Source organism: Streptomyces sp. MNU89 (assembly GCF_020982505.1).
Taxonomy (GTDB): Bacteria; Actinomycetota; Actinomycetes; order Streptomycetales; family Streptomycetaceae; genus Streptomyces; species Streptomyces xinghaiensis.
In genome coordinates this window covers 6,351,737-6,368,734 of sequence record NZ_JAJKLL010000001.1, presented here as the reverse complement: position 1 = coordinate 6,368,734, position 16,998 = coordinate 6,351,737, and the positions used below count along the sequence as shown (strand labels likewise).

General features: G+C 74.5%; 14 protein-coding genes and 1 pseudogene. 4 read left to right on the top strand and 11 right to left on the bottom strand.

From position 1 onward, the window contains the following. Positions 1-1,167: 1,167 nt before the first annotated feature. From E4N63_RS27240 to E4N63_RS27215, 6 genes and pseudogenes are all read right to left on the bottom strand, one after another. Positions 1,168-2,733, bottom strand: coding sequence for a hypothetical protein (locus E4N63_RS27240; RefSeq protein ID WP_230241902.1), 1,566 nt, complete (start codon positions 2,731-2,733; stop codon positions 1,168-1,170). A gap of 257 nt (positions 2,734-2,990) precedes the next feature. After that, the gene (gene cbiE / locus E4N63_RS27235; RefSeq protein WP_125624154.1) at positions 2,991-4,220 is read right to left on the bottom strand and encodes a precorrin-6y C5,15-methyltransferase (decarboxylating) subunit CbiE; all 1,230 of its coding nucleotides are present in this window, start codon (positions 4,218-4,220) and stop codon (positions 2,991-2,993) included. 137 nt (positions 4,221-4,357) lie between these two features. After that, positions 4,358-4,992 (bottom strand): annotated as a pseudogene (locus E4N63_RS27230) (GNAT family N-acetyltransferase). A gap of 172 nt (positions 4,993-5,164) precedes the next feature. Further along, complete coding sequence (locus E4N63_RS27225) at positions 5,165-6,040, bottom strand: MetQ/NlpA family ABC transporter substrate-binding protein (protein WP_228429695.1); 876 nt, start codon at positions 6,038-6,040, stop codon at positions 5,165-5,167. A 131-nt stretch (positions 6,041-6,171) separates the two neighbouring features. Next, positions 6,172-6,879, bottom strand: a complete 708-nt coding sequence (locus E4N63_RS27220) for a methionine ABC transporter permease (protein WP_125624153.1) — start codon at positions 6,877-6,879, stop codon at positions 6,172-6,174. Beyond that, the gene (locus E4N63_RS27215) at positions 6,876-7,952 is read right to left on the bottom strand and encodes a methionine ABC transporter ATP-binding protein (protein ID WP_230241901.1); all 1,077 of its coding nucleotides are present in this window, start codon (positions 7,950-7,952) and stop codon (positions 6,876-6,878) included. Before E4N63_RS27215 ends, E4N63_RS27220 begins: the two co-directional genes overlap by 4 nt. 641 nt (positions 7,953-8,593) lie before the next feature. Here E4N63_RS27215 and E4N63_RS27210 point away from each other — a divergent pair. Together E4N63_RS27210 and E4N63_RS27205 are read left to right on the top strand one after the other, a co-directional pair. Beyond that, positions 8,594-8,965, top strand: a complete 372-nt coding sequence (locus tag E4N63_RS27210) for a hypothetical protein (protein WP_125624151.1) — start codon at positions 8,594-8,596, stop codon at positions 8,963-8,965. Beyond that, entirely contained in the window at positions 8,958-9,458 is a 501-nt protein-coding gene (locus E4N63_RS27205; protein WP_374112841.1) for a hypothetical protein, read from the top strand. Before E4N63_RS27210 ends, E4N63_RS27205 begins: the two co-directional genes overlap by 8 nt. Positions 9,459-9,601: 143 nt before the next feature. On the opposite strand, the gene E4N63_RS27200 is transcribed toward E4N63_RS27205, so the two are convergent. The 3 genes from E4N63_RS27200 to E4N63_RS27190 form a co-directional block, all read right to left on the bottom strand. Next, the gene (locus tag E4N63_RS27200) at positions 9,602-10,129 is read right to left on the bottom strand and encodes a GNAT family N-acetyltransferase (protein WP_308188789.1); all 528 of its coding nucleotides are present in this window, start codon (positions 10,127-10,129) and stop codon (positions 9,602-9,604) included. Positions 10,130-10,218: 89 nt separating this feature from the next. Next, the gene (locus E4N63_RS27195) at positions 10,219-10,773 is read right to left on the bottom strand and encodes an RNA polymerase sigma factor (RefSeq protein WP_230241899.1); all 555 of its coding nucleotides are present in this window, start codon (positions 10,771-10,773) and stop codon (positions 10,219-10,221) included. 163 nt (positions 10,774-10,936) lie between these two features. Beyond that, on the bottom strand, positions 10,937-12,115 hold the full coding sequence (locus E4N63_RS27190) for a glycerophosphodiester phosphodiesterase (protein WP_125624148.1): 1,179 nt from the start codon (positions 12,113-12,115) through the stop codon (positions 10,937-10,939). A 248-nt stretch (positions 12,116-12,363) separates the two neighbouring features. Between E4N63_RS27190 and E4N63_RS27185 the strand changes: the two genes are divergently transcribed. Together E4N63_RS27185 and E4N63_RS27180 are read left to right on the top strand one after the other, a co-directional pair. Continuing rightward, the gene (locus E4N63_RS27185; RefSeq protein ID WP_043468547.1) at positions 12,364-13,032 is read left to right on the top strand and encodes a 1-acyl-sn-glycerol-3-phosphate acyltransferase; all 669 of its coding nucleotides are present in this window, start codon (positions 12,364-12,366) and stop codon (positions 13,030-13,032) included. A 575-nt stretch (positions 13,033-13,607) separates the two neighbouring features. Continuing rightward, positions 13,608-14,027, top strand: coding sequence for a hypothetical protein (locus E4N63_RS27180; RefSeq protein WP_230241897.1), 420 nt, complete (start codon positions 13,608-13,610; stop codon positions 14,025-14,027). A 73-nt stretch (positions 14,028-14,100) separates the two neighbouring features. Here E4N63_RS27180 and argH read toward each other — a convergent pair whose 3' ends face one another. Together argH and E4N63_RS27170 are read right to left on the bottom strand one after the other, a co-directional pair. Further along, on the bottom strand, positions 14,101-15,588 hold the full coding sequence (gene argH, locus E4N63_RS27175) for an argininosuccinate lyase (RefSeq protein ID WP_125624146.1): 1,488 nt from the start codon (positions 15,586-15,588) through the stop codon (positions 14,101-14,103). Between the two features lie 166 nt (positions 15,589-15,754). Next, the gene (locus tag E4N63_RS27170) at positions 15,755-16,951 is read right to left on the bottom strand and encodes an argininosuccinate synthase (RefSeq protein WP_125624145.1); all 1,197 of its coding nucleotides are present in this window, start codon (positions 16,949-16,951) and stop codon (positions 15,755-15,757) included. Between the last annotated feature and the right edge of the window lie 47 nt (positions 16,952-16,998).

Below are 16,998 nucleotides of genomic sequence, written 5' to 3'. Positions count from 1 at the left end.
TCGGAACCGGTGGCGGAGCCGGGGCCCGCGGGGCGGTCTCCCTCGGCGGCAGCGGCCGCCCGGCAACGGCCGGCCCGGAGCCGGAGCGCTCGGAGGCGGGGGGTCCGTAACGAGCGTGCCCCTCCCGGCGCGGGGTCCGTGGAGGCGTCGGCGGCGGGCCCGGCCGGGGTGTTTTCCGGTTCGGGAGCGGGCTGTTCGACGACGGTCGGCTGCTCCGGGGCAGCGGGTCCGGCCGCCTCCGGCTCGGCAGCGCTCGGCTCCGCCTCCTCGGGAACGGTCTCCGGCGCCCCCGGTCCGGCGGGTCCGGCCTCGTTGCCGGCCGCCACGCCGGGTTCCTCCGGCCGGACTCCGGAAGCATCCGCTCCGGTCGTCTCCGGCTGGGCGGCGCCCGGCTCGGCGGCTTCCGGCTCGGCGGCTACGGGCTGAGCGGCTTCCGGCTCGGCGCTCTCCGTCCCGGGGACGGGCGCACCGGTCTCGGGCCCGGGTGCAGCCGTGTCCGGCTCGACCGCCTGAGCGGCCGTACCGGCATCCGCTCCGGTGCCGGGCCCCGTCTCGGCTGCCGTGTCCGGTCCGGCAACGGCGTCCGGTCCGGCCTCCTCGCCGGGGGCGGCGGCTCCGTCGGCTCCCGGCTGGACGGGGGTCTCGCTCGCAGCCGGTACGGAGCCGGTGTCAGCGGACGTGGAGCCGGCGTCGAGGACGGCCGCCTCGGGCGTCCCGGAGTCGGCGGGTGCCTGCTGTGCGACCGGCGCTTCCCGCGCGGCTGCGTCGACCAGCGCTTCCACCGGGGTGGTTGAGGGCTCGGCCGCCGTCGTCGCGGACTCTGCGGCGTCGCCCGCGCTCTCCGGCGCTCCCGGCTCCGCTTCCGGTGCGGCGGCCGGTGCGGTCTCCCGGCCTTCCGGAGCCTGCTCCGTCTCCGGGAGGACCGGGGCCGTCTCCGCGGCTCCGGCCTGCGGTCCGGGCACGGAACCCGGCTCGGCGGTCGCGGGGCGGGCTGCCCGGCGCCGTCGGCCCGTTCCCGCGGCGACCTTCGCGGGCCGCTCTTCCTCCCCGGCCCCGGCCTCTTCGGCACCGGGCTGGGCGGCGACGGCCACGGCGACCGCCACGGGGGCGTCCGGTCCGGCCGGTGTTCCCCGGGAGTCCGCAACCGCGGCGTCCGGTGATACGCCGTCACCGGCGGGTCCGGCGGGGGTGCTCTCCGCGTCGGCCGGTGCGGCTGCGGCTGCCGGGTCCTGCGGGGAGGCGGGAGCCGCACGGCGCCGGCCGCGCCGGCTCCTGCCCGCGGCGTGCTCCGGTGCCTCGTCGGCGGAGGGCGTGGAAGCGGGGACGCGGCGGGCGCCGGGCCCGGGCTGCCGGCCGCCGTGTCGGGGACCCCTCTGCCGCGGGCTCGGGAACCCCGGTGGTCTCCGTGGGCTCAAGGTCCGTTGCCGTGGTCTCGTCCGGCAGCGCGCCGACGGGCGCGGCGAGATCGGCGGCGGCCGGGGCAGGAGAGGACTCCTCCGGCTCGGCGGCGGAGGCGGCCGGCTCGGCGGCGGACGGGTCCTCGCCGGGTGCGGTGGGTGAGGCGGGTGCGGCGGCCGGGCCCACGCCGTCGGCCGGACCGGCCTCTCCGGCTGCGGTCACCGGGCCGGTCCCCGGGTCCCCCTCCGTCTCCGTCTCGGCGACGACGGCGGCAGGCTCCTGTCCACCCTCCGCGCCGGGCTCCTCCGGTACCGGCCGCGGCGTCTGTCCGGGGACGGGAACGGCCTGTGCGGCCCCGGGCGGCGGCGGGGCGGCAGCTCCCGCGGCACCGGCGCCGGTATCCGTGCCGTCATCGGCGGTGCCGGTCTCCTCGGGCGCGGCCGTCGCCTGCCCGGGAACGGCCGCCGCCGGGACGGGCGTTCGCGCGGCGTCCGTCGCGGCCGGCTGCCCGGACCAGGGACCGTTCTGCGCCGGGATCTCGCCGAGCTGCGGGCCCGGGAGCGTGGCGGACGGCTGCTGCGCGTACGCCGGGATGGGCACCGGCGGCTGCTGCTGGGGCACCTGGGTCCGCGCCGGGGCGGGCGCCATCCCGGGAAACTGCCGGGCGGGGGCGCCCGCAGGGCCGCGGTCGGCGAGCGAGCGGACGACACCGCCGGTCGTACCGCCCGGCTCGGGCACCGGCGGGCCCGGGCGGAGCGGCCGCCGGGCGGGAGTGTGCTGGGGCGCGGGAGCGGCCGGTCCGGACCGGGGTTGTCCGGTGAACTGCTGTTCGGCGGCGGGGCGCGGAATGTACGGCTGCTGGTCGTGCGGCTGCCGCTGCTCGTACGGCTGCTGCTCGTAGGACTGCTGCGGCTCGTAGGACTGCGGTTCGTAGGACGTCTGCTGCGGCTCGTACGGCGCCGGCGCGGATGCGTACGGGGAGGCCGGCCCGGTCCCCGGCTGCGGCAGCGGCCCCGTCAGGGGGTCGGGCAGCGGATCGGTCAGCGGGTCGTACGCGGGCTGCTCGCTCCAGGCGCCCTGGGTGCCGGGCATCAGCAGCAGGTCGTCGTCCCCGGCGGGGGCCGCCGGCTCCGCGGGGCCGTGGTAGGCGTACCCGGCGCCCGGGGCGCCGTGCCGCAGCGAGGGGTCATGGTGGAGCGAGGGGTCCTGCTGGAGCGCGTCCTGAGGGAGCGAGGGGTCGCCCGCGGGGACGGCGGGAGTCACGTGCTGCGGTGCCTCCTGCTGCCCGCCGTTCTCCGGCAGCCCCTCGTCCGGGATCCGGCCGGTGTCAGTCATGCGTACCCCTCGCCCATCGATAGTGCTCCATCGACCCGCCCGCCCGGCGCGCCCGACCGCGACGCGAAGGCCGCTCATGGAATGGAACGAGCGTCCGCGCCGGTCGGTACGTCACACGTCCCCCGAGCTCCGTACCGAGCGCTCGAAACGCACGGTGCGTTCCGGGTATTGACGAACGAAGTGCCGAACGCCGCTGCGTCACAACAGTCCGCCAGCCTACCTGGCGCGGACGTCCCGCACGGCACGGGTGGACAAGCTCAGAGCGGACGGCCGATCCTGTGCCCGCACAGGAAAAAGCCCACGTCACGCTGGCGTTCGGCCCATCCCGTGTCCTGCGACGTGTCCAACTCCACAGTCTGGATCAAGGCGCATTCGACGCCGTATCCGCCGTCGGTGAGAGCCCGGCCGACGGCCTCCGCGCCGTCCCGGGTCCTGGCGTGCGTGACGATGCGCTCGGGCCGCCGGGCGGCGCACGCCGCGACGACCGGGGCTCCCCCGCCGCCAATGCGGATGGTGTCCGGTTCGGGCAGATCCTCCAGGATGTGCGGCGCCGTGCCGTGCACCGTCTGGATCTGCACTCCGTAGCGGCGGGCGTTGTCGCCGGCCACGACCAGGGCCCCGGGATCCCGGTCGACGGCGATGACGGCGGCGCCGAGCCGGGCCGCCTCGACCGCCGCCGCGCCGCTGCCGCAGCCGATGTCCCAGACGAGGTCGCCCACGCGCGGCCCCAGCCGGGCGAGTTGGGTGGCCCGGAGCTGCGCGGTCTCCGCCTCGGAGAGGACGCCTCCGTAGCTCTGGGCGGGCAGCGCCCAGCCGCGCGGCCCGGTGGCCAGGGCGGTGTCGCCGCCGGCCAGCCAGGCGGCCTGCTGGGTGACCGGGGAGGCGAAACCGCCGATGGACAGGACGACGTTCGGGTCGCGCCAGGTGTGGTCGGCGACCTTGTCCGAGGTGAGGACGGTGACCCGCTCCCGGTCGGTGCCGAGTTCCTCGCAGATGACGAAGGTGCGGTGCACCGGGCCCAGCAGCAGGGCGAGTTCGGCCGGTCCGGCGCCGGGTGCCGTGAGGACGGCGACCTTGCTGTGGGCCCGGCAGACGTTGACGGCCCGGCGCAGATCGCGGCTGTGGGCGGTGACGATCCGCGCGTCGTCCCACGCCATGCCCGCACGGGCGAAGGCGGCGGCGACGGACGAGACGGCGGGCACCACCTCGACCTCCAGCCCGTGTTCGGGGGCGCGGAGGGTGCGGACGACGCCGAAGAAACCGGGGTCGCCGTCGGCGAGCACGACGGCGGTGCCGCGGTGGCCGACGATGCGGCGGGCGGCGAGATCGAGGCTGCCGAGCCTGATCCGCTCGGCGGCGGGCGGCACTTCGGGCAGGTCCAGATGGTGGGGCGCGCCGGCGACGAGGGTGGCGGCTCCGAGGGCGGAGCGGGCGGCGGCGGTCAGCGGCGAGCCGTCCCATCCGATCACCGTGACCCGGTCGGCCATCGTCGTCAGTCTCCTGGGAAAGTCGCGCACGAAAGCCCGCGGGGTGGGCGGGCACCGTGAGGGTACCCGGTGGGCCCGGGGCACCGCGCGCAGGGGCCGCCGGTTCCGGCCGCGGGCGCGGGGCGCCGCCGGGCGCGTCAGTTCCAGTCGGCGTAGGCGGCGCGGTCCCCCTTCGCCGTCTCCTCGTCGAGGTCGTCCAGATCCTCGGGGAGCAGGCTCCAGACGATCAGGTCGGTGCGGATGTCCGCCCAGCCGCCGTCCTCGGTGCGGGTGCGGGCTATCCAGGCGTTCCGCAGCACGCCCTCGCTGATGCAGCCGGTCTTCTGCGCGACCTGCTGGGAGGCGGTGTTGTCGGCGGCGGTGCGCAGTTCGAGCCGTTCGAAGCCCTGGTGACGGAAGAGCCACTGGGCGACGGCGCGCACCGCCTCGCTGGCGTAGCCCTCGCCGCGGGCCCAGGGGGCGGTGACGTAGCCGATCTCGGTGGAGCGGCAGCGCCAGTTGGTGTTCCGCAGGTGGACGGAGCCGACCAGCCGCTGGGTGAGGAACTCGGCGACGGCGAAGACGATGCCGCGGCCCTCGGTGCGCTCGGCGGGGGCGGCGCGGCCGGCCCAGTCGCGGGCGTCGTCCAGGGTGTACGGGTGGGGGCGGAGGTCCAGGCCGTGACGAGTTCGTCGTTCATCATGTCCGCGAGGGCGGGCACGTCACCCTCCTCGAACGGGCGCAGCACCAGGCGGTCGGTGCTGATCGTGATGTCCGGGAAAGTGGGGGTCATGGGCCGCTCCGGGTCCGGGGTCTGCTGGACAGCCCAGCATGCAGCATCGGCGCGGGAGGGCGCAGCGCCGGGTGGGCGGACGGGACGGCCGCGGGCCCCGCGCGGTGGCGGGGCCCGCGGCCCGGGGGCCGGTTCCGGGGCGGGCCGGAGCGCGGCCCGGGGTGCTGCCGGGTCAGGAGGCGACGGCTCCGAAGGCGGGCAGGACGGAGCCCTCGAACCGCTTCTCGATGAACGCCTCGACCTCGTCGGAGTTGAGGAGCCGGGCGAGCTTCTCGACCCGCGGGTCGTCCTCGTTGCCCTTCTTCACGGCGAGGAAGTTGGCGTACGGGTTGCCCTCGGCCTTCTCCAGGACGAGGGCGTCCTTCGCGGGCTTGAGCCCGGCGCCGATGGCGTAGTTGCCGTTGATCACGGCGGCGTCGACGTCACCGAGCCGGGTGGGGATCTGGGCGGCCTCCAGCTCCTTGAACTCCAGGCCCTTGTCGTCCGCGACGTCGCCGAGGGTGGCGTCGCTGCCGGTGCCCTTCGTGAGTTCGATGGCGCCGTGGTCGGCGAGGAGCTTGAGGGCGCGGCCCTCGTTGGTGGCGTCGTCCGGGAGGGCGACGGTGTGGCCGGGCTTCAGGTCCCCGATGCCGCCGAGCTTCTCGGAGTAGAGGCCCAGCGGTTCGATCTCGACGTTGACGACGGGCACGATGTGGGTGCCCTTCTGCTCGTTGAAGTCGTCGAGGTACGGCTTGTGCTGGAAGAAGTTGGCGTCGACCTCGCCGCTCTCGGTGGCGGTGTTGGGGAGGACGTAGTCGTCGAACTCCTGGATCTCCAGGTCGAGTCCGGCGTCGTCGGCCAGGTTCTTCTTGACGTAGGCGAGGATGTCGCCGTGCGGGGTGGGCGTGGCGGCGACGGTGAGCGGAGCGTCCGCGGCGGAGTCGCCGCCGGAGCCGGCGTCGGAGGGGGCCGAGCAGGCGCCGAGGGTCAGGGTGAGGGCGGCGGCAGCGGCAGCCGTCGCGGCCTTGAGAGTGGTGGGCTTGCGAAGGGATTCCAGCGGGGTACGCACGAAGAGTGCCTTTCTTGCGGGTGGTTCCGCCCGGCAAAGGGTCCGGGCTCCGGGTCCGGCTCCGCCCGGTGTGGAGCGGGCGGGCCGGAGGTTTCGGTGGGCGCGCGAGGCGGCCCGGGGTGGCGGCGGGGTCAGCGCGCGGCACGGAGCCGGCGTTTCCGCACCGGGCCGGTCCCGGAACGGCCGCGCCGGGCCAGGGCGCGCACCACGAGATCGCCGGCCAGCTGCACGGCGCTGACGAGGACGATCAGCAGCACCACGGTGATGAGCATGAGGTCGGTCTCGAACCGCTGGTAGCCGTAGGTCTTGGCGAGGTTGCCGAGCCCGCCGCCGCCGACCGCGCCGGCCATGGCCGAGTAGCCGATGAGGGCGATCACGGTGGTGGTGAGGCCCGCGACGAGGGACGGCAGGGCCTGCGGCAGCAGCGCCTTGCGGACCACCGTCCAGGTGGAGCCGCCCATCGCCTGCACGGCCTCGACGAGTCCGTCGTCGACCTCGCGGACGGCCGTCTCCACCAGCCGGGCGAAGAACGGGACGGCGCTGACGGCCAGCGGGACGACGGCCGCCGTGGGGCCGATGGAGGTGCCGACCACCAGGGTGCTGAACGGGATCAGCGCGATCATGAGGATGAAGAAGGGCAGCGAGCGGCCGACGTTGACGACGGCGCCGGTCACCTTGTTGACGGGACCGTTGCGCAGCAGGCCCCCCTCGCCCGTCAGCACCAGCAGCACGCCCAGCGGCAGTCCGCCGAGGACCGCGTAGACCGTGGACCAGCCCACCATGTAGAGGGTGTCGAGCGTGGCGGCGGACAGCAGCGGCTGCATCTCGGACCAGGTCACCGGGCACCTCCGCGAACCAGCGGCCCGGCGGCGGTCCCGCTGGTGCCCTCGGCCTCCGGGGCGCCGGGGGCGCGTACGATCTCGATGCCCAGGCCCTGCTCGCGCAGATATCCGATCGGCACGACGTTCTCCTCGAAGGGGCCGGGCAGTTCGATGCGCATCCGGCCGACCTGGCGGCCCGCGACGGTGTCCATCGCGGCGCCCAGGACGGCGATGTCGACGTTGTACGTCCGTGCGAGCCGGGAGATGACCGGCTCGGTCGCGGTCTCACCGTGGAAGGTGACGTCCACGACGGTCCGGTTCTCGCCGGACGCCTGGCCGGCCACCGGGAAGAGCTCCCGGGCCAGTTCGGAGCCGGGGGTCGCGAGCAGTTCCGGCACGGTGCCGGACTCCGTGACCCGGCCCTCGCGCATCAGGGCGGCGGAGTCGCAGACGGCCTTGACGACCTCCATCTCGTGGGTGATGAGGAGGATCGTCAGCCCGAGCTGCCGGTTGAGGTCGCGCAGCAGCTGGAGCACGGAGCGGGTCGTCCCCGGGTCGAGCGCGGAGGTCGCCTCGTCGGAGAGGAGCACCTTGGGGTCGCCGGCCAGGGCGCGGGCGATGCCGACGCGCTGCTTCTGGCCGCCGGAGAGCTGCGCCGGGTAGGAGCGCGCCTTGTCGGCGAGGCCGACCAGGTCGAGCAGTTCCAGGGCCCTGCGCTCGCGTTCGCGGCGGGTGAGGCCGAGGATTTCCAGCGGCAGTTCGACGTTGGCCCGGACGGTGCGCGAGGAGAGCAGGTTGAAGTGCTGGAACACCATGCCGATCCGGGTCCGGGCCCGGCGCAGCTCCGCGCCGGCGCGGGGGCCGCGCCCGGCGAGCGCGGTGAGGTCCCGGCCGTCGACGGTGACCGTGCCGGAGGTGGGCCGCTCCAGCAGGTTGACGCAGCGGATGAGGGTGGACTTGCCGGCGCCGCTCCGGCCGAGGACGCCGTACACCTCCCCCTCGCGGACGTGCAGGCCGACACCGTCCAGGGCGGTGGTCTCCCGGCCGTCCCGGGAGCGGTAGACCTTGGTCAGGTCCTGGGTGGTGATCACAGGGATATCCGTCACTTTCGAGCGCGCGGCGCACGGGGGCGCCGGCACGGGACATACGGGTACGGGGCGGGCCGCGGCCACGGGAGAGGCGCGGCCCGGCTGCGTCACAACGCCGCGGCGTCCGGGCACGGCCGGACGGTGCGGTCATGGCGCGGGGCGTCGCGGCACGGTGCGCCCGGCGGGACGGGGCGGCACGGCCGCGGGGGCTCGCTTCGGGGCGCGAGGAGCGGGAGAGGGGCCCTCAGGGGCGACACATTCGACACATGCGGCGAGCACCGGGCGTCTGGATCGCCTCGGTCGCGGTGATGCGGCTGCTCGTCGTGGTCATGCGCCCCAGTTAAACAGACCCCGGCAGCGAACGATCACAACATTCCACATGATGGACAACAGCGATCGGATGCCGGACACCGGGCAGATCGGCCGTACCGGCGGAAACCCCCGGTCCGCCGGGCATCGTCCGGGGCCGGGCCGTCCGCGTGGCGCCGCCGGCTGTGACCGGCACCACGCCGTACGGCCGGGCCCGGGGATGGGCGCGGGGGCGGGCGCGGCGGCCCGGAGCGGGCGCACTAAAGTCGTTCCATGCCTCTCCCTCCGCCCGGTCGCCCGCAGAGCGGCCCGCACCACCGCCGGAGGCGGTACCGGTGATCACCGCACTGACGCTCGCGGTCTCCGCGGCCGCTCTCGCGCTCGCCGCCTGGTGCGGTTTCGCGGCCTACCGCGACCAGCCCACCAAGGACTGGCACTTCATCGGGATGGCCGTGGTGAGCGTGCTCGCGCTGGCCCAGCTGGCGGTCGGCATCGTCCGGCTGGCGGGCGGCGACCGGCCGGAGGGCGGCACCGGGATCTTCCTCGCGTATCTGCTGGGCGCGGCCGCGGCCGTGCCCGCCGCCGGTTTCCTGTCCCTGGCCGAGCGGACCCGCTGGGGCTCGGTGACGGTGGCGGCCGGAGCGGTGGTGCTGGCCGTGCTGGAAGTACGGCTCCACGACATCTGGGGAGGCGGTCCCGGTGCCTGAACGGACCCCCGACACCACGGCCCCCGGCACCGCGAACCCGGACACGGCGGCCGCGGGCACCGCGGGCCGGCCCGCCGCCGCCCCGGAGGCTCCGTCCGGGGACCGCCTGCGGCTCGGCAGCGGTCCGGGCCGGCTGCTCGTCCTGCTCTACGGTGTCTTCACCGTCGGCGCCGCCTCGCGCTCCATCGCGCAGATGCTGATGAAGTTCGACGAGGCCCCGCTCGCGTACGTCCTCTCGGCTGCCGCGGCCTGTGTGTACGCCGTCATCCTCTTCTCGCTCGTACGGGGCGGCGAAGGCGCCCGGCGCCTCGGGCAGGTCTGCTGCGGACTCGAACTGACGGGCGTTCTGGCCGTGGGCACCTGGACCCTGGTGGACCCCTCGGCCTTCCCCGACGCCACCGTCTGGTCCGACTACGGGATGGGCTATCTCTTCCTGCCGCTGGTGCTGCCCGTGGCGGCGCTGTTCTGGCTGCGCGGCGCCCGCCGCACCTGACGACTCACGACGCGGCCGGGCCCGTGTCCGGACGCGGACAGCGGGGCGCGGGGAACCCGGGCCCGGGCAGCCGGACATGCGGCGGGCCGGCCGCCACGGCGTGTGCCGTGCCGGCCGGCCCGGGATGGAACCGCGTGCGCGGATCAGGCGCTGGCGACCAGACTGCCGACCTCGGCGCCCTTCTCCAGGGTCACCAGGCTCAGCCCGCGCGAGATCCGCTCGGTGCCGACCGGCGCGTAGCCGCAGCGCCGGTAGAGCCGCAGATTGCCCTCGCTGCGGTGGCCCGTGAGAAGGCGGTAGCGCTTGGCCTCCGACTCCTCGGCGAGCCGTGTCTCGATCGCGGCGAGCAGCCGCCCGCCGAGACCGTGCCGCTGCATCCGCGGATGGACGATGAGTTTGGCGATGCCGGCGGTGCCGTCGGCGTCCACCGTCCCGCGCACGGATCCGACGACCTCCGTGCCGAGCCGGGCCACGAGCACGAGGCTCCGGCCCAGCTCGGCACGGAGGTCGTCCAGGGACTGGGTCAGCGGTTCGATGCCGTAGTCGCCGTACAGCTCCGCCTCGCGCTGGTAGCAGAGGTACTGGAGTTTGAGGATCTGTTCGGCGTCCTCATCGGCCGCCGCAGAGATGGTCACGCTCATGCCCATACGCGCACGCCTCCCCTTTCGAATCGCCCGGGCGCGGTCGAGGGTGGGGCGCCCGGGCCGGATGCCCTGACCGGAGCGGCAAACGGATTCGCCGCCTCCATGGCTCCGGTCGGCTAACGCTCCCTTCCCCGAAGTCCGGGAGCCGCAACCTCCGCCGTGAGCATTCTGCGCAGACATCCCAGGCACCGGGAACGAATCGGCCCAAGACTTCCCTGTGAGATTCCCAACGCGCCTGCGATTTCCCGGTACGTCGGGTCGTAGGCGGACAGCATCGCAGCCAGCAGACCGGGGCACCGGCCGGGCAGCCGGCGCACCGCGCTCCACAGTTCGCGCCGCTCCTCGGCCGCCAGCACCCGCTCCTCCACACCGGACGGGCCGGCCGCCCGGACCCGGCCGGCGGCGACCAACTCCCCGCCGTCCACCGGGGCGTACGGCACCTCCCGGCGGGCCCGGAGCCGGGCCCCGCGCCCCTCGCTGCGGACGGCGGCCCGCAGCCACTCCGCCGCCGCCCGCTCCGGCATCGGACCGCTGTCCCGGCGGTGTTCCAGCAGGCGCAGCCAGACGCCCTGTTCGAGGTCGGCGGCCTCCACGGCGGTGCCGTGGGCCTCCGCCGCCGCCTCGGCGGCGAGCAGCGGGCGCAGCCGGAGGAGCAGGTCACTCGGTGTCATGCCGTCCGGGACACCCGGGGGATGCAGGAGGGTTTCGCCTGCTCCCCGAACTCACCCGTCCGTGTCGCCGGACCGGCCGCCCCTGACGCGAGCCCTTGACTCGCCCCCTTGGCCTGGGCCCTTGACCCGGCCCCGGACCGGTGGCGCGGCCGGCGCCCGGGGCTCAGTCCCGCAGGAAGTCCTCCCGCGCGAGGAGGGCCGTGTCCGGATTGTCGGTGAAGATCCCGTCGATGCCGGTGGCGAAGTAGGCACGGTACGCGCCGAAGGCGTCCCCGTACGCGGCCGGGTCGGTGCCGCGGCGGAAGTCGGCGGGCAGGAAGGTGTTCTCGTTCCGCATCGTGTACGGGTGCAGGACCAGCCCGGCGCGGTGCGCGTCCTCGACGAGTGTGGTGGGGGTGGTCAGCCTCCCGGCGGCGTCCTTCGGGATCACCAGGTCGAGGAGGGGGCCGATGCCCTGCGCGAAGCCGGCGATCCACGCCAGCCCCTCGGGGGTGACCAGATCGGCCACGGTCCGCGGGTCACCGGCCTCCCGGAAGTCCCAGGGGCGGTCGTCGGCGGTCCACAGCAGCACCACGCGCGGCGTGGAGACCAGCCGGCTCATCCGCTCCATGCTGGTCGGCTCGAAGGACTGCAGGAAGACCGGCGAGTTCTTCCGGTGCCGCCCGTACCGGCGCAGCAGCTTCGCCAGCCGCTCCTCCAGCCCGAGGCCGATCCCCCGGAAGTAGCTGGGGTGCTTGGTCTCGACGTGCAGCCACACCGGGCGGCCCCGGCGGCGGCCCTCGCGGTCGGCCCAGCGGAGCACCTCCTCGAAGGAGGGGATCTCCCAGCGGCCGTCGTAGAGGGTGTTGTGCGGGCGGACCGCCGGGATGCGCTCCGTCGCGCGCAGGGTCTTGAGTTCGGCCAGGGTGAAGTCCTCGGTGAACCAGCCGGTGATCTCCGTGCCGTCGACGGTCTTGGTGGTCTTCCGGCCGGCGAACTCGGGGTGCTCGGCGACGTCCGTGGTCCCGGTGATGTCGTTCTCGTGGCGGCAGACCAGATGGCCGTCGCGGGTGGGCACCAGATCCTGCTCGATGACGTCCGCGCCCATGTCGAGGGCGAACTGATAGGCACCGAGCGTGTGTTCGGGCCGGTAGCCGCTGGCGCCGCGGTGGGCGACCACGGCGGGCACCGGCAGCCCCCGGTACGGGCTCCGGCCGTCCTTGCCGGCGGCCGCCGCCGTGCCCGCCGCGGCCGCCGTGCCCGCCGCGCCCAGGACGGCCGCGCCCGCGCCGAGGGCCGCGGCCCCCAGCAGTACGCGGCGGCCCGGCCCGTGCTCCTGCGCCTGCGCCTGCGCCTGCTCCATGAGATCCCCTGTTTCTTGTAGTGAACCTGCCCGACAACCGGGGGTGATCGTAGGCGGCTATACCTGTCCCGGGGGAGAGCACAAGCCGAACACCGGGCGAACACACTCGGGCTCGCGGCGTCCGCGAGCCGGACGGATGTGCGTCTCCGGCGATCTCGCGAGTACCGTACTCACCTGCAGACTCCCGCGATGCGGAAACATCGCGCGCGCTGTCTCGGCCGACGACCAGGACCAGACCGGAGGGCCCGTTGTCCCGTATTGCGCTCAAGGCTTTTCTCGGATTGCTCGTGCGCGTCCTGTTCCGCCCGCGGGTCGAGGGGGCGGAGAACGTCCCCGCGACCGGGCCGGTCATCCTCGCCGGGAACCACGTCACCTTCATCGACTCGCTCTTCCTCGCGCTCGTCATGAAGCGCCAGGTCTTCTTCATCGGCAAGGACGAGTACGTCACCGGCAAGGGGATCAAGGGCCGGCTGATGGCCTGGTTCTTCGGGATGTCCGGCATGATCCCCGTCGACCGCGACGGCGGGCACGGCGGCGTCGCCGCGCTGATGACCGGCCGCCGCCTGCTGGAGGAGGGCAAGGCCTTCGGCATCTACCCGGAGGGCACCCGCTCCCCCGACGGCCGGCTGTACCGGGGCCGGACCGGCGTCTCCCGGCTCACGCTGATGACGGGCGCGCCGGTGGTCCCGTTCGCCATGATCGGCACCGACAAGGTCCAGCCGGGCGGCAAGGGCATGCCCCGGATCGCCCCGGTGACCGTCCGCTTCGGCACTCCGCTGGACTTCTCCCGGTACGAGGGGATGGACCGCGACCGCTATGTGCTGCGGGCGGTGACCGACGAGGTGATGAGCGAGGTCATGCGGCTCTCCGGCCAGGAGTACGTGGACATGTACGCCACCAAGGCGAAGGCGGCCTGAAGGGCACGTCGTCCCGCGTTCCCTGCCCACACGGCGGACGGCGCCCCGGGCTCCGGGCCGCCGGCAGGCAATGGCCGCCGCACGCGGCAGTGGGGCCGGCGGCGCCGCCCCGGGTGCCGGTGGTGAACGTGCCCACCGGGGTCGGGCGTCGCCGGATCGGAGCAGCCGGGAGAGCGTCGCGGCCGGTGGGTGACTAGCGTCCGTCCCGTACGCCGGTCCGCTCCCCCGGTTCTCCGCCCACCGACCGGGCGCCCACGGCCCGGCCGAGAGGATGTCCCGATGCGCCTCGCCGCCCTCGTCACCGCGCTGACCGCCGTCACGGCGCTCGGTCCGCCCGCCGCGCACCCGCCGCCGCCCAGGAGCCGAGCACACCGGCGCACTCCGCGGCCCGCGCCGCCGTCCTGCCGGGGACCGTCCGGTGGCTGCCGGCCTCCGACGGCTCCTTCCGCGAGCGCTACCGCGAGGACGGCTCCCCGGCCGCCCGGAGGCTCGCCGCCCGCACCCTGCGGGCCGTCGGGTCCGGGGCGATCGCCACGCACCTTCCGCAGGGCGCGCACATCCCCGAGGTCCCGCCGATGACGGTCTGGCGGGCCCGCGACGACGGCTCGCGCGTCGCGCGCGTCGCCTACACGGGGACGGCCGTGCCGCCCAGCGGCATCGCCGTCCACTACGACGCGGCGGGCCGCCTCACCCGCACCGTCGAGCACGTTTTCGAGGAGCGCGGGGAGACCCAGGGCCGGGTCGCGGTGTGGCGCGACGGGCGGCGGGTGCTGGACGCCTTCGTGGAGCACACACCCCAACCCTCCTCCCGGTCCGAGCGGTTCACGGACTGCACGGCGGAGCGGGACGTCCCCGGCTGGGTCGTCCACGCACTCACCACGAGCGGAGACCCGGAGGCGGTGGGGACCGGCGACGCCGGGGCGCCCGGCGGTTTCCGGGTGCCCTTCGCGGACACGCTGCTCCTCTGCTCCCGGCAGGCCGACCGGAGCCGCTGAGGGACGGCGGGGACGGAACGCCCGCCGGCCGCGCGGGTCCGTTGCCGCACGGCCGCGGGGGCAGTCCTGCGGCTCACCCCTCCTTGGAGCTCGCCTCGGCCATGGCCTCGGCCGTCGCCTTGGCCGTCGCCCACTGCTGCTGTACGGCGAGGTCGGCCCTGACCCCGGCGAGCTGGACGGCCACCGCCTCCGGTGCCGTACCGCCGCGGCCGTTGCGGGCGGCCAGCGCGCCCGGCACATTGAGGACGCTCCGCACCTCGGGGGTGAGGTGCGGGGAGATCTTGGCGAACTGCTCGTCCGTCAGCCGGTCCAGCTCGATGCCGGTCCGCTCGCACTCCTGGACGCATTCGCCCGCCACCTCGTGCGCCACCCGGAACGGCACGCCCCGCTTGACCAGCCACTCGGCGATGTCGGTGGCGAGCGAGAAACCGGCCGGGGCCAGCTCCTCCATCCGCTCCCGGTTGACGGTGAGGGTCGCCATCATGCCGGTGAAGGCGGGGAGCAGGACCTCCAGGGTGTCGCAGGAGTCGAAGACCGGCTCCTTGTCCTCCTGGAGGTCGCGGTTGTAGGCGAGCGGCAGCGCCTTGAGGGTGGCGAGCAGCCCGGTGAGGTTGCCGATGAGCCGGCCCGACTTTCCGCGCGCCAGCTCGGCGATGTCCGGGTTCTTCTTCTGCGGCATGATCGACGAACCGGTGGAGAAGGCGTCGTGCAGGGTCACGAAGGAGAACTCCTTCGTGTTCCAGATGATGACCTCCTCCGCGATCCGGGAGAGGTCGATGCCGATCATCGCCGTGATGAAGGCGAACTCGGCGACGAAGTCGCGGGAGGCCGTGCCGTCGATGGAGTTGGCCGAGGAGCCGTGCTCGAAGCCCAGGTCGGCGGCGACCGCCTCCGGGTCCAGGCCCAGGGAGGATCCGGCCAGCGCCCCCGATCCGTACGGCGAGACCGCCGTGCGGTCGTCCCACTGCCGCAGCCGCTCCGCGTCCCGGGAGAGCGCCTGGACGTGGGCGAGGACGTGGTGCGCGAAGAGGACGGGCTGGGCGTGCTGGAGGTGGGTGCGGCCGGGCATGGCCACCTCCGGGTGCGCCTCGGCCAGTCCGACGAGGGCCTCCTGGAGTTCGGCGAGCAGGCCCCCGATGATGCGGGCGTGGTCCCGCAGGTACATCCGGAAGAGCGTCGCGATCTGGTCGTTGCGGGACCGGCCGGCCCGCAGCTTGCCGCCCAGCTCGGGGCCGAGCCGCTCCAGCAGGCCGCGTTCCAGGGCGGTGTGGACGTCCTCGTCGGCGACGGTGCCGGTGAACGAGCCGTCGGCGACGTCCGCCTCCAGCCGGTCCAGCCCTTCCAGCATCCGGGCCAGCTCGTCGTCGGTGAGCAGCCCGGCCGAGCGCAGCACGCGGGCGTGGGCGCGGGAGCCCGCGATGTCGTACGGGGCGAGCCGCCAGTCGAAGTGGACGGACGCCGACAGCTGGGCCAGGGCCTCCGCCGGTCCGGAGGCGAAGCGGCCGCCCCACAGCCGGACGTCGCCGCCGTCCGGGGTCGGGTGCTGCTGGCCGTTGGTCATCGGTGCTCCTCGTGCGCGTGACGCTGTGTGCCGGTGGTTCCGGTCATGCCGTTCGCCCCGGTCATGCCGGTGATACGGGCCGCCTCCGCGACCCGGGGTGGGCGCGGAGGCGGTGGTGTCCTGCTGTGCGTACGGTACGGGACCGTACCGGTCCGCGGGGGGCCGCTTACTGCGCGAGGTCCCGCTTGGCGGCGATCTTGGAGCTCATCCCGAAGAGCTCGATGAAGCCCTTGGAGAGCGACTGGTCGAAGGTGTCGCCGGTGTCGTAGGTGGCGAGGTTGAAGTCGTAGAGCGAGGACTCCGAGCGCCGGCCGGTGACGACGGCCCGGCCGCCGTGCAGGGTCATCCGGATGTCACCGGAGACGTGCTCGTTGGCCTCGTTGACGAAGCCGTCCAGGGCGCGCTTGAGCGGGGAGAACCACAGGCCGTCGTAGACCAGCTCGCTCCAGCGCTGCTCGACCTGCCGCTTGTAGCGGGCCAGTTCGCGCTCGACGGTGACGTTCTCCAGCTCCTGGTGGGCCGTGATCAGCGCGATGGCGCCCGGGGCCTCGTAGATCTCCCGGGACTTGATGCCCACGAGCCGGTCCTCGACCATGTCGATCCGGCCGACGCCCTGGGCCCCGGCGCGCTCGTTGAGCTGCTGGACGGCCTGGAGGACGGTGACGGGCTTGCCGTCGATGGCGACCGGGACGCCCTGCTTGAAGGTGATGATCACCTCGTCGGCCTCGCGCGGGTCGGCCGGGTTGGAGGTGTACTCGTAGACGTCCTCGATCGGCCCGTTCCAGATGTCCTCCAGGAAGCCGGTCTCGACGGCCCGCCCGAAAACGTTCTGGTCGATGGAGTACGGCGACTTCTTGGTGGTGGCGATCGGGAGGTTCTTGTCCTCGCAGAAGGCGATGGCCTTGTCCCGGGTCATGGCGTAGTCACGGACCGGGGCGATGCAGGTGAGCTCGGGGGCGAGGGAGGAGATGCCGGCCTCGAAGCGGACCTGGTCGTTGCCCTTGCCGGTGCAGCCGTGGGCGACGATGCCGGCGCCGTGCTTCCTCGCGGCCGCGACCAGGTGCTTGACGATGGTGGGCCGGGAGAGGGCGGAGACCAGCGGGTAGCGGTCCATGTAGAGGGCGTTGGCCTTGATCGCCGGGAGGCAGTACTCGTCGGCGAACTCCTCCTTGGCGTCCGCGACCTCCGCCTCGACGGCGCCGCACGCCAGCGCACGCTTGCGGATGACGTCCAGGTCCTCACCGCCCTGGCCGACGTCCACGGCGACGGCGATGACCTCGGCGCCCGTCTCCTCGGCGATCCAGCCGATGGCGACGGAGGTGTCAAGGCCGCCCGAGTAGGCGAGTACGACGCGCTCGGTCACGGGATTCTCCTTACGATGCATGCGCTGACAGGCATAAGTATGCACTG